Annotated in this window: 8 protein-coding genes; 5 read left to right on the top strand and 3 right to left on the bottom strand. The window is 59.8% G+C overall.

Annotation, left to right across the window (positions count from 1 at the left end; translation table 11 throughout):
- Nucleotides 1-108: 108 nt before the first annotated feature.
- From WNY37_RS14330 to WNY37_RS14320, 3 genes are all read right to left on the bottom strand, one after another.
- The gene (locus WNY37_RS14330; protein ID WP_342974075.1) at nt 109-594 is read right to left on the bottom strand and encodes a gluconokinase, GntK/IdnK-type; all 486 of its coding nucleotides are present in this window, start codon (nt 592-594) and stop codon (nt 109-111) included.
- Nucleotides 595-663: 69 nt separating this feature from the next.
- Nucleotides 664-2,337, bottom strand: a complete 1,674-nt coding sequence (locus tag WNY37_RS14325) for a sodium/sugar symporter (RefSeq protein WP_342974074.1) — start codon at nt 2,335-2,337, stop codon at nt 664-666.
- A 74-nt stretch (nt 2,338-2,411) separates the two neighbouring features.
- On the bottom strand, nt 2,412-5,012 hold the full coding sequence (locus WNY37_RS14320) for a glycoside hydrolase family 3 N-terminal domain-containing protein (RefSeq protein WP_342974073.1): 2,601 nt from the start codon (nt 5,010-5,012) through the stop codon (nt 2,412-2,414).
- A 254-nt stretch (nt 5,013-5,266) separates the two neighbouring features.
- Between WNY37_RS14320 and WNY37_RS14315 the strand changes: the two genes are divergently transcribed.
- The 5 genes from WNY37_RS14315 (at nt 5,267) to WNY37_RS14295 (ending at nt 13,361) form a co-directional block, all read left to right on the top strand.
- A complete protein-coding gene (locus WNY37_RS14315) occupies nt 5,267-8,392 on the top strand; it encodes a TonB-dependent receptor (RefSeq protein ID WP_342974072.1) in 3,126 nt (1,041 codons plus the stop codon).
- Nucleotides 8,393-8,521: 129 nt separating this feature from the next.
- Nucleotides 8,522-9,244, top strand: a complete 723-nt coding sequence (locus tag WNY37_RS14310; RefSeq protein ID WP_342974071.1) for a SapC family protein — start codon at nt 8,522-8,524, stop codon at nt 9,242-9,244.
- Nucleotides 9,245-9,332: 88 nt separating this feature from the next.
- The gene (locus WNY37_RS14305) at nt 9,333-10,319 is read left to right on the top strand and encodes a cupin-like domain-containing protein (RefSeq protein ID WP_342974070.1); all 987 of its coding nucleotides are present in this window, start codon (nt 9,333-9,335) and stop codon (nt 10,317-10,319) included.
- A gap of 13 nt (nt 10,320-10,332) precedes the next feature.
- The gene (locus WNY37_RS14300; protein WP_342974069.1) at nt 10,333-11,820 is read left to right on the top strand and encodes a tryptophan halogenase family protein; all 1,488 of its coding nucleotides are present in this window, start codon (nt 10,333-10,335) and stop codon (nt 11,818-11,820) included.
- Nucleotides 11,817-13,361 (top strand): tryptophan halogenase family protein, encoded by a 1,545-nt coding sequence (locus WNY37_RS14295; RefSeq protein ID WP_342974068.1) that lies wholly within the window; start codon nt 11,817-11,819, stop codon nt 13,359-13,361. The genes WNY37_RS14300 and WNY37_RS14295 overlap by 4 nt, the downstream gene beginning before the upstream one ends.
- The last annotated feature ends 30 nt before the right edge of the window (nt 13,362-13,391 follow it).

Below are 13,391 nucleotides of genomic sequence, written 5' to 3'. Positions count from 1 at the left end.
CCAAGAAGCAAGGTACGCTTTACGCGTTTGTTATCGTTGTCAGTCAGGCATATCGCATCAATTGTCCTACGTTGTCAAATTACCGGCTGAGTTGCCTGTTTTGGGCGATCAAACCAGCGTTCGGCAGATATTTTCGACCAGCGATTCGACCGGATCGGTGGCGTGAAACCGCTCAGCCTCGTCTGGCGGGGACAGGGCTTCAAACTGGCTCGCCATGAGCGCCGGCGGCATGAAATGGTCCCGCTGCGACATACGCTGGAGTGCCTCCTCCTGAGTGAGATCTAGCCATATCCAGCGGATTGAAGCGGCATCCGCCTTTCGCAGCGTCGATTGCACATAGGGCGTCAAGGCAGAGCAGGCGAGGACGAGGCCTGGGCCGTCAGTCCGGGCAATCTCCGCCAGAATTGAATCGAGCCAGGCGGTCCGGTCATCATCGGTCAGCGGCTGGCCGCTCTGCATCTTGGCGACATTCGACGCCGGGTGATGATTATCGCCTTCAATGAAGGGCCAACCGAGGTCGGCAGCGACCCGGCTCGCGACGGTCGACTTTCCGCAGGCTGAGACGCCCATGATGATGACAAGCGTTTCGATCATGGCTGGCAGATATCCTCGGGCGCAACGATTTGGCCCCCGTGCGCCCGAGGATATCACGGTCTCTGACGCTTACCAGAAGAGGGCGTAGAGACCGACCAGGATCGCGACGACGATTGCCGCGCTGATCTTGAAGCTGGTCGATGTCGCGAAGCTGATACCGCTGAGGTCCACGGGCTGGTCTTCGCTTGGTGGCGGCGTCAGCAGCGAGACGACGACGCCGATGACCAGGCAGAGCAGGAAGATGAACCAGATCCGCACGACGAAGGGCATGTCCCGGACGGTGAAACTGGCAAGGCCAAGGATCGGATCGAAGACCGGGCCGAGAACAGATGCCACGCCGCCGCCCCATGAGGCCGCTGCCGCATAGAACAGGAAGGACAGGACGACCGAGCTGATCAGGAGCGCAAACGCCCCGGCAGTATTGGTCCGCTTCCAGAAGAAGCCGAGAAGGAACACGGCCACAATGCCAGGCGCCACGAAGCCGGTGTATTCCTGGATGGTCTGGAAGATGCTGGTGCCGCCGCCGAGCAGCGGAATGGCAAGGCTGAGGGCGATGATCATGGCGACGAAGGCGGTCACGCGGCCGGCAATGACATAGTGCTGCTCAGTGCGATCAGGCACGATGTAGTCACGGTACACATCCATGGTGAAGATGGTCGAGATGGAGTTCATCATCGACGCCAGCGATGAGACGATCGCGGCAATCAGGGCGGCAAAGATGAGCCCTCGAATGCCCATCGGCATCAGGGCCATCAGGGCGCCATAGGTGCTGTCGGGATTCTGTGAGAGGGCGGATTCACTGAGGCCCTGAAGTTCATTCTGGGCGAGCCAAAGCGCTGCGATGCCCGGGATCACGACGATCAGCGGGATCAGGAATTTAAGGATGGCGGCGAAGGCGAGACCTTTGCGCGCTTCTGTCAGGCTTTCTGCGCCGAGCGCGCGCTGGATGATGTACTGATTGAACCCCCAATAGGAGAAGTGAAGCACCCAGAGACCGCCAAGCAGCGTCCAGATACCGGGCAGGTTTCCATAGCTGGGATGGTCGCGCGAAAGGATCATTTCAAAATGACCTGGCAAGTCGTCCATCAGTGTGGAGAGGCCGCCAATAGCGCCGCTGTCTCCGCCGACGAGGCCGAGGACAATGACGGTAATCGCAAAGCCCCCGATGATCAGGATGACGACCTGGATAATGTCGGTCAGGGCCACGGCCTTGAGACCGCCATAGAGCGAATAGAGCAGGGCAAAACTGGCGAGGCAGCACATGCCTGTGAAGACGCCAAGGCCGGTCACTTCGCGAATGGCGAGCGCGCCGCCATAGAGGACGGTGGTGAGGTTCACGGCTGTGAACAGGAAGATCCAGAACACCGCCATGATGGTCTTCACGCTCGCGCCGAAGCGGGTCTCGAGGAATTGCGGCATGGTGTAGATGCCGCGCTTCAGGAAGATGGGCAGGAAGAAGGCCGCAACAATGATCAGGACGAGGGCGGCCTGCCACTCATAGGCGGCAATGGCGAGGCCAACGACGAAGCCCTGGCCGGACTGGCCGATGATCTGCTCGGCCGAGATGTTGGCGGCAATCAGCGAGGCGCCGATGGCCCACCAGGGCAGGGCCTTGCCGGCGAGGAAGTAGTCCTCGGTATCCTTGGTTTCGCCCGCCGGTTCTCGCGAGACGAAGAGTGCGATCCCAAGCAGAACGATCGCATAAAGTGCGACCACAAACAGGTCGATGGTTCCCAGAGCCATGTGTCCCTCCCCGGACATAGTGGAAAAGAAGCGCCGGCCTGATGCGGCCGGCGCAAGCGTATGTGTTCAGTGGTCTAGCTGCCGCAGTCGATGCGCCCGTTCGTGTCTGTCGCGAGGCGCACTTCCGAGATGCCGACGGTTTGTCCGGGCGTGCCCATCAGGATGAGCGGACGGTCGAGCGATTCCATATTGACGCCCCGGTCCGCGAAACAGCTGAGCGACAGGCGGATTTCCTGCCATTCAGAGGTCAGCTCAACGGGCAGGAAGGCGGCGCAGTCTTCATCATTTCCTTCGCCAGCATCGCAGCCCATGCCGACCTCGAGCGAGGCTGGGCCGCCGCGTGAGACGGCGTTGAATGCAAGTTCGAGCGCGCCATTGGATTCGCGTGAGAAGTCCTGTCCATAGGATCCGATGGCGAAGACACCGGGCCCGGACCAGCCGATTTGCAGGGCGTCTTCCTGCGCGGTGTGATCGATGGAGGACACCTCAACGTTTTCAAGCGTAAACGGGAAGGCGTCGACCTGAGTGCCATTGATCATCAGGCCCCATGGGACCGACGCTGCGCCATTTGTCAGGAAAACGCCTTTGTCGCCGCGTTCGCTTTCATCGATGCCTGAGTCTTCGCTGAGTGGGCCAACAGTTCCGTCATCATCATAAGAGAGACCGTAGCCGAGCGGGAAAAGCGGGTCGTAGGGCTCTTTGCCGGCATTGAGTTCATTTTGCGAAGCCAGCTTCGGCCATGAGTATGACAAACGGCCGGTGAAATCGAAGTTCGGATCCGTCTGGAAGAGGATGTCAGCGACGCCGCCGCCTTCGCTGCCGGGCAACCAGGCCGCAACGAAGGCGTCCGAAATATTGATTTCGGGGTTCGTCCATAGCGGGCGACCCGACAGGAAAACCGAGACGACGGGCGTCCCAGCGTCGCGGAACCGGGACAGGGCCTCCGGGTCGAAATCATTTGGCATGAAGTCAACATTGGGAAGATCACCGCGAAACTCGGCATAAGGATCTTCGCCGTAAATGGCGATGACGACATCGGCATCGACGTCTGCGGAGGCGTCCGGGCTGAAAATGACGTCGCCGCCCGCCTCGGAAACAGCATTTGTGATGCCGCTCAGGATCGATTGGCCGCCTGGGAATTCATCATTGGAATGGCCCGCGCCCTGCCAGGACAGGGTCCAGCCGCCGGAGGCTTTCGCAATCGAATCGGCGCCGGGGCCGACGACAAGCACGGTCTGATTCGTATCGAGCGGCAGGACGCCGTCATTGTTTTTCAGGAGCACCAGCGATTCGCGCACAGCCTGGCGGGCGAGGGCGCGGTGGTCCGCTGATCCGAGCTGGGACAGATCGCCGGCGAGCGGACGTGTGCTGGGTGCGCCTTTCTCAAAGGTGCCTGCGGCGAGCTTTACGCGCAGGATGCGGCGCACCGCGTCATCCAGCCGGTCCATCGGGATGACGCCGGATTTGACGTGTTCCAGTGTGGACTCATAAAGGCCGCGCCAGCTGTCGGGCGCCATGTACATGTCGAGCCCGGCATTGAGTGCCTGCGGGCAGTCAGTGGCTGTGCAGCCTTTGATCAGCGCGTGCCCGTTCCAGTCTCCCACAACGAAGCCGTTGAAATTCATCCGGTCTTTCAGGACGTCGGTCAGCAGGTCCTTATTGCCGTGCATGCGCACACCCTGCCAGGCAGAGAAGGACGCCATGACGGACAGGACGCCCGATTCGACGGCGGGGGCGTAGCCAGCGGCATGAATGTCGCGCAGCTCCGCTTCGCTGATCAGCGCGTCACCCTGATCGATGCCATTCTCCGTGCCGCCATCGGCGAGATAGTGCTTGGCACTGGAGATGACGTGCGTGTTGTCCATGAAGTCTTCGGCGCCGGTCTTGCCTTGCAGGCCGTTGACGATTTCAGCGGAATAAGAAGCGACGATGGACGGGGCTTCGGAAAAGCCTTCATAGGTGCGGCCCCAGCGGTCATTTTGCGGGACTGCGAGGGTCGGCGCGAAGGTCCAGTCATGACCGGAGATGTTGAGTTCCTGAGCGGTGGCCGACGCGATCTCGCCAATCAGCTCCGGATTGTGCGTCGCGCCGAGGCCGACATTGTGCGGGAAGACGGTCGCGCCGAGAAGATTCGCATGGCCGTGGACGGCGTCGATGCCCCAGATAACCGGGATCGCGATCTCCACGCCTTCAGGGTCGATCGATGCATTATAGTATGCGTCGGCAGCCGCGAGCCATGTGGCGGCGTCGGCATAAGGCTTGTCGCCCGGCGCGGAATTACCGCCGCTCAAGACCGACCCCAGCCGGTATTGCTTGACCTCTTCCGGCGTGACGGAGCCGCTGTCGGCCTGAATGACCTGGCCGACCTTCTGTTCAAGGGTGAGTTGCGGCAGGATCTCGTCGATTCGCGCTTCAATGGCCGGGTCGAGCGGCGGCGTCTCTATGGAAGGCCAGAGTTCGGGATGGATGTCGGACGGTGAGGCATTTGCTGTCTGGCTGGCGTCAGGCGTTTCGGTGGTTTCCGCCGTTTCGTCCGGTGTATCGGTGATCTGCTTTTCCGGCACCGACTGGCAGCTCGCCAGGGCAACAAACAGGGCCATCAGCGAAGCGTTGCGGAACAGGCGATTGTGAGTGAGGGATGACCGCTGCTTTACGGCCGATTCAATACGAGACATTTTTCTCCTCCCGGGCCCCAGCGCATTGGTCGAGGCCTGTATTCTTGCGTGACCAAATCGACACACCTGCCGATTTCCCCATCGTTTCTTTAAGTGACTTCGTGACAACCAGTTGACAACGTAAGACAAGAATGAGAAGTGGCAGGTAATGACAACGTAGTCAACTAATAGTCTACGAGACATATGAGGGAGGAAATCAGATGTCTAAATCGGGGCGTACGCACCTTTGTGCCCAATCAAAAATCACGCGACTCATGCGTGGTGTTTCAGTCTTTTCACTGTCGGCGGCCGCGCTTGCCGGCGTAGCAGTCGCGCAAGATTCGTCGGATGAAGACGAAGCGCGCCAGGACACGGTTGTCGTCACCGGCATCCGTCAGTCGCTGAAAGATTCGATGGATTACAAGCGCGACGCGCAAGGCGTTGTCGACGCGATCAACGCCGAGGATATCGGCAAGTTTCCAAGCACAAACCTCGCAGAATCGCTGCAGCGCATTCCGGGTGTCTCGATCAACCGTGTGAACGGCGAAGGCTCCCAGATTACGGTTCGTGGTTTTGGCCCGAACTTCAACGCCGTCACGCTCAATGGTCGTACCATGCCGACCGCTGACGCGCCGCTTGTCGGCCTCGGCAATAATGTCCCGAGCGGCACCGGCCGCTCATTCGACTTTGCGGATCTTGCCGCTGACGGCATCCAGGCGCTTGAAGTCTACAAGACCGGCCGGGCAGATATTGCCTCTGGCGGCATCGGCGCAACGGTGAATATCGTGACCCTTCGCCCGCTTGAGCGCGATGGTTTCGAAGCCACGATTGGTGGCAAAGCCATGATGGATACGTCCGTCGATACGGGTGATGACATCACGCCGGAAATCAGCGGCCTGATGAACTGGACAAGTCCGGACAGGCGGTTTGGTGTCGGCGTTTTCGGTAGCTATTCGCGCCGTGACAGCGCTGCGCCGTCAGCGACCTCAGCACAATGGAATTCCATTCCATACAGCCAGTTCCTCGCGACCGATGGTTCCAACGCCAACATCGTGAATGCGCCGGACGATCCGAACACGCTAATCACGACGCCGTTTGACAGCCGCTATCACTTCTCCGAATTCAGTCGTGAGCGGACGAATGGCCAGATCGTTGCTCAATTTGAGCCGACTGACGCCATTCGCATGACGGCTGACTACACCTTCGCTGTGAACGAGTCCGAAGAGCAGCGCTACGATATCTCGAACTGGTTTGGCCGTTCGTTCACCGATGTGATTTTCGATAACAGCCCGGTCCCAACGACCGTCTTCCTGTCGGAGCCTGTAGATAATCGTTCCCAAGCCATGCAGCAGCAGCGCCGGGACGTGAAAGACAAGCTGAACTCTTATGGGTTCAACCTCGAATATGACGTCAATGACTCGCTGACGCTCGCCTTTGATGCGCATTCATCCAAGGCGGAAGTGTTGCCGAACGGTCCGATGGGCTTCTCGGAGATCAATGTTGGCGTCGAGATGTTCGCCACGCCGGATGCCGGCACGCTGTCTCACGGTGTGAATTACGGCCCTGATGTTCCGATCATGCAGATCATCGTGGACAATACGGCGGCAGTCTCAGGCCTCACTGAAGATGAGCTTGCGCGCCGTGCTGTCGATCCGGCACAGGCTGGCTCCTCCATCGCTAACCAACTGCTTCAGCTTACGCAGGAAAACGAGGTCGAACAGTTCGACCTTCGCGCAACCTGGGAGCTGGATTCGTCTTCGGAGATTGTGTTCGGTGGTAATTACCGCACGCAGTCCAATTACTCCGAGCAGAACCAGTTCCAGCAGGTCATGGGTAACTGGGGCGGTGAGAACCGCGGTGACATCGAGCAGTACGCGCCCGGCGCCCTGCAGGTGTACTGCATGTCCTGCCGCTTCGACGCACCGATTGGCGGGGTGACCCTTGCCGGTCAGCCGGTCAACAACAAGGTGTACGGCCTTCGCGGCGACGCAGGCGCGATCTTCGCTGCGCTCAGCCCGGTCTATGGCAGCCCGGACGGTTATGACGGTATCCCGAACTCCGGTGATGAAGGCCGCACGCTGACCCGCAACACCAACAATGTCGACTCGATTGAGGAAGACGTGATGGCGGTCTATGCGCAGTTCAGCACGGAGTTCGACATTGCAAATCGTCCGGCGGATCTGTCGGTGGGTATTCGATATGAAGAAACGGACGTCACATCCAGCACCTCGTCGCTTCCGACGACGGGTATTGTCTGGCAAGGCAACCAGGACTTCATCCGCCTTGTCGCCGCTGACGCAAATGGCTTCTCTCAGTCAGCCTCCTACGACAACTTCCTGCCGAATATCGACCTCGCCGTCGATATCACTGACAATGTCAGAGCGCGGGCGTCCTATTCGAAGACGCTGGCACGGGCCGCCTACAACAACCTCTTCGTAAGCGGCACGGTCGGAACACCGAACGCACCGACCTTCCTGGGCGGTAATGTGTCGGCCTCGAGCGGCAACCCGGCGCTGTTGCCACTGGAATCGGAGAACTTCGATGTCTCCTTCGAGTGGTATTACGACACCGATAGCTATCTCTCCGTCGGCCTGTTCGAGAAACGGGTGAGCAACTTCATCGGTGAAGAGAACGTCTCGCAAAACCTGTTCGGCGTGACGGATGTGACGTCTGGTGCCGCCGGGACGCGTTCGGGTGATGCCATCGAGCTGCTCAATGAGCTTGGCGCTGTCATCAACCAGGACAACTTCTTTGCCGCGACGGCCCTCATCGATGCGAACGGCATTGCTGCGGCCCGCACCGAGCTCAGCGGCCTGCTGCAGCCCGATGGCACCCTGACTTCGGGTGACTACGGCGATATCGAGACCACTTATGATGTGTCGCCTGATGGCACCGATCCGTTGCTCCTGTTCAGTGTGGCGCAGCCGATCAACAATCAGGACGCCAAGATCAATGGTCTCGAAATCCAGGGTCAGCACTTCTTCGGCGACACCGGCTTCGGTGTGGCGGGTAGCTACACGATCGTGGATGGTGATGTCGGGTTCGACAATACCTCTGCCGAAGCCTCACAGTTCGCCCTGGTCGGGCTCAGCGATACGGCAAACGTCACGCTGATCTATGAGAATTACGGTTTCTCGAGCCGCCTGGCTTATAACTGGCGCGACGAGTTCCTGACCAATGCCAATGATGGCAGCGCGACGTTCGACCCGGTCTATGTCGAAGCGTATTCACAGCTCGATGCGAGCGTGTCCTACGCGGTGAACGATCACTTCACGCTGACTTTTGAGGCGATCAACCTGACCGAGGAAGACACCAGAACCTTCCAGCGCAGTACGCGGGCAATGCAATTCTACCAGGAAAATGCCGCTCGCTACTACTTTGGTGGTCGCTACAAATTCTAAGTCCCTAGATGAACTCGGGAGCCACTTCGTGTGGCTCCCATTTTTTTGTCTTGCGATCAGGGCGCCCAGCTGGGACGCTCTTTTCTCGTTTCTGGCTGCCAATGCTGAGCCTCTGAAAGGATGTTAGATTTGCCTGATTTCGCGAAACTCGACGAAGTGGAACATGCTGACCTGCGGGTCGCCGTCGGATATGCCGATGCGCCCCACACGAAGGTCAACCAGACGCTCGTTTTTCCAACCGAATTCATCCCGCTCTCGCGCGAGTATCCGATCTTCTTTCGCAAGGATCAGAACGGAAAATTCTATGCCGTCGTCCTGTTGGGGCTGGACCGGAACGAAAATCTGTTTCTCGACGGTGATCGATGGACGGCGCGCTATGTGCCGGCCGTCATAGAGCGCGGGCCGTTTGCGCTCGCGATTGAAGGGGGCGACCAGCCCGGTGGAACAGCCGAAGCGGTTATCCATGTCGATATGGATGATCCGCGCGTCGGCGCCGGTCATGGTGAACGGGTGTTTCTACCGCATGGCGGCCGGGCCCCTTATCTCGAAGCGGCGGGCAAGGTGCTGAACCGCATCCATGTGGGCGCCGGCCTGGTCGATGATTTCTTTGACCGTTTGTCCGCGCTCGACCTGATCGAACCGTTGACCCTGCAGGCCAGTCTCGGCGAAGACCTTCAGTATACGGTGCCTGACATCTTCACGATCAGCCGCGAGAATATGGCGGGTCTGTCGGGGGATCAATTGCGTGAACTGAACCAGATCGGCCTGCTCGAACACTGTTTTGCAATCATGGCCTCGATTGATAATTTCTCGAAGCTGGTCGATCTCAAGGCGATGCAGAAGAAGGGGTAATGTCATCCTGAACGATGCGGTCTCTCGTGATGAAGGCGCTCACCAGCCGGGAGCGCTGACGCCGGTCGCGGAAGTGGCCGCATCGGCGATGAGCCCGGACGTGCTTCAGGCGCTCCAGCACGCAGAACGGCCGGCGATCATCCGCGGTGCCGTCCGCGACTGGCCGCTTGTGCAGAAAGGGCTGCAGTCGGCTGACGCCGTGATGGATTATCTCTCGCAGTTTGCCGGCGAGCATCCGCTGACGCAGTTCTCCGGCCCGGCGAGCATGAAGGGGCGGTTCTTCTACAATGAGGCGCGGACCGGCTTCAATTTCGAGGCAAAGCGTGTGTCGGTGGAGGCCTTCTTCGACGCGATCAAGGCGTCACGGAATGATCCGAACGCCCCGCATTTCTATGTCGGTTCAACCGATCTCGACCGGTACTTTCCGGGGCTTCGCACCGAGAATGACCTATTGGCCAGCGCTGGTATCCTTCAGGATCAGTCTGTCATCGCCAGTCTCTGGATGGGCAACCGCACGACTGCGGCGGCGCATTATGACATGTCCAACAATATCGCCTGCTGCCTTGTCGGGCAGCGCCGCTTCACCCTGTTTCCGCCGGACCAGATCGCCAATCTCTATCCCGGCCCGCTTGAACCAACGCCGGCGGGGCAGGTGGTGAGCATGGTGGATTTCGATGCGCCCGATTTTGAGACGCATCCAGGTTTCAGGGAGGCGCTGGCGTCGGCGCAAGTCGCCGATCTCGAGCCTGGTGACCTGCTATACTATCCGGCGCTCTGGTGGCATCAGGTCGAGGCGCTCGACGCCTTCAATGTCATGGTGAATTACTGGTGGAATGAGGCCGAGGCGTTCATGGATACGCCGATGCTGACCCTGATGCACGGCCTGCTCAGCCTGCGGGACCGTACCGCGCAGGAGAAAGCCGCCTGGAAGGCCCTGTTCGATTATTATGTGTTCGGCGATAGCGAGACGCCGCGCGTGCATCTGCCGGATCACATGCAGGGACCGCTGGCTGACCTCGACGCGCCCGAGGCACGGCGGCTGCGCGCTGCTCTGCTGAAACGTCTCAACCGGTGAAACAGATAGCGCCATGACCGATCACGCCATCAGAAAAGTTGTCATTGCCGGCGGAGGCACGGCGGGCTGGGTCGTGGCGGCCGCCCTGAGCTCGCAGCTCGGCAAACTCCTCGAAATTGTGCTCGTGGAGTCCGACCAGATCGGCACGGTTGGAGTCGGGGAAGCGACGATCCCGACCCATTGTGCGTTCCACCGCTATATCGGCGTCAATGAGCAGGACTTCATGCGCGCCACCCAGGCGACCTTCAAGCTTGGCATTCGCTTCGAGAATTGGGGGCAGGTCGGCGAGGACTATTTCCACGCCTTTGGCTCGATCGGCAAATCGTCCTGGGTCGGCAGCTTTGAGAGCATCTGGCGGGCCGCTGGCGGAGAGGCCGGCGCGCTGGACGATTACTGTCTAGAGCTGAAAGCCGCTGAGGCAGGCAAGTTCGGCCTGGGGAGCAAGCCGGCGCTTAATTATGCCTACCATCTCGATGCCAGTCTCTATTCGCAATTCCTCCGCAAGCTGAGTGAGCAGAGAGGGGTTCGCCGCGTCGAGGGCAAGATCTCCAATGTCGAGCGTGACGGAGAGACAGGTGAGCTTTCGGCGCTGGGCCTGGAGGACGGAACGCGCATTGAGGGCGACTTCTTTGTCGACTGTACCGGGTTTCGCGGGCTTCTCATCGACAAGGCGCTGGGGGTCGGATTTGAGGATTGGGCGCACTGGCTGCCGATGAATTCGGCGTGGGCCGTACAGACCAAAAGCACAGAGCCGCCCGTTCCTTATACGAGATCGATTGCCCGTGAAGCGGGTTGGCAGTGGCGGATTCCGCTGCAGCACCGCACAGGCAATGGTCTGGTCTATTGCGACGATTATATCGACGACGAAGCCGCGCGCGCTCAGCTCGAAGCGTCGCTCAATGGCGAGATGATCACGACGCCGCGTAACATCAAGTTTCGGACTGGACGGCGCAAGCTGCCATGGTCGAAGAATTGCCTCGCCGTTGGCCTCTCGAGTGGCTTTATGGAGCCGCTGGAGTCGACGAGCATTCATCTCATCCAGATCGCTGCGACGCGCCTTGTGCAGATGTTTCCGTTCGACGGCATCAATGATGCGGTGGCAAGCCACTACAATCGCTACATGAATGAGGAGGTCGAGAGCATTCGCGACTTCCTGGTGCTGCACTACAAGGTGACCCAGCGGAGCGACAGCCCGTTCTGGCGGGACCGGCAAGCCATGGACATCCCAGACAGCCTCGCCCAGCGCCTCGAACTCTACCGGAATTCGGGTATTCTGTATCAGGATGGAAGTGACCTGTTCCGGACTGATTCCTGGGTTCAGGTGATGCATGGTCAGGGGCTGCGGTCGCCTGCCTATCACCGGTTCGGGCATATGATGGAAACAGAAAATCTGGAGAGCGCGCTGCGTGATATGCGGGGCCAGATCAGCCAGACCGTGGCCGCGCTTCCAGCGCATGCGGACTTTTTGCGCCAGTATTGCGCGACGCAGGACTATCCATGAGCGCGACGTCGAAACCCGTTCAGACGATCACCATTGTCGGCGGCGGCACGGCGGGCTGGATTACGGCTGGCATATTGGCGTCGGCGCACGATGCGGCAAGCGGCCGGATCAAGGTGCGCGTGATCGAGTCGCCTGACATTCCCACCATCGGTGTCGGCGAGGGCACCTGGCCGACCATGCGCGCGACGCTGAAGGCGATGGGCGTGCGCGAAAGTGATTTTCTGCGTGCGTGCTCGGCCTCCTTCAAACAGGGCTCGATGTTTGCGGGATGGGTGAGCGGCGCGGCGGATGATGTCTATTACCACCCGTTCGAGCTGCCGCTTTCCTTCTTCGAGACGAACCCCGCGCGCGCCTGGTTGCAGGGCGGGTCCAACACGTCATTTTCCAAATCCGTTTGCCCGCAGGAGTTTATCTGCGAGGCGCATCTCGCCCCGAAGACGGCCATCACGCCGGATTTCGCGGGGGTCAGCAATTATGGCTATCACCTTGATGCGGGGAAGTTTTCAGCCTTCATCAGAACCCATTGTACGAACAGTCTGGGCGTTGAGCATATTCCGGACACTGTGGTGGAGATTCTGGCGGACCCCAGCGGCGACATTCGTGCGATGAAGACCCAGCACTATGGCGAGGTGGACGGGGACCTGTTCATTGACTGTACGGGGTTTCGATCCCTGCTTCTGGGGCAGCATTGCGGGATCGGGCTGAAGCCTTTGCAGGACCAGCTCTTTATTGACACCGCTCTGGCTGTGCAGGTGCCTTATGAGGATGGTGATCCGGTCCGCTCGCAAACTGTGTCCACGGCGCAGGCGGCCGGCTGGATATGGGATATTGGACTGTCGAACCGGCGCGGTGTCGGGCATGTCTATTCAAGTCGGTATACGGATGAAGAGCAGGCGCGTGAGGCGCTTCGTACATATCTTGGCATGAGCGAGGCGCAGCTCGCAGAATTTTCTGTTCGAAAACTTGATATTACGTCCGGATACAGAGAAAAGTTCTGGGACCGTAATTGCGTAGCGATCGGTTTGTCGGCCGGCTTTGTCGAGCCATTGGAAGCGTCGGCGATTGTGATGATCGAGATGTCGGCAAAGATGATCGCGGCGCAGCTGCCGGCGACGCGCGCCGCGATGGACGTGGTTGCGAAACGCTTCAACAGGACGTTCACGCATCATTGGGAGCGCATCGTCGACTTCCTGAAACTCCACTATGTGCTGTCTCAACGATCCGAGCCATTCTGGGTCGACAATCGCGACCCGGCTACACTGTCGAACCGCTTGCGCGAAGATTTGGGCCTGTGGGAACATCAGCCGCCGTGGACGGAAGACTTTGACCACAAGGACGAGATCTTTCCCGCCGCGAGCTATCAATATGTCCTGTACGGAATGGGCTATCGCACCGCGCCGGACCGCAATGGGCTGACACAAAAAGAAAAACGCGTCGATGATGAGCGGCGCGCGCAGATTGACCGGCTGCTGGCGCGTGGCCTGTCGCAGCTCGAGACCAACCGTGCTGTGCTGGACCGCGTACAGGCCTCGATCGATTGAAGCGCTGGCGGGTGCGGGACATCGGGGCTC

Origin of the sequence: Henriciella sp. AS95, from assembly GCF_038900055.1 — a bacterium.
Taxonomy (GTDB): Bacteria; Pseudomonadota; Alphaproteobacteria; order Caulobacterales; family Hyphomonadaceae; genus Henriciella.
The sequence above is the reverse complement of the archived record's forward strand: the minus strand, read 5'-3'. Positions and strand labels throughout refer to the sequence as shown.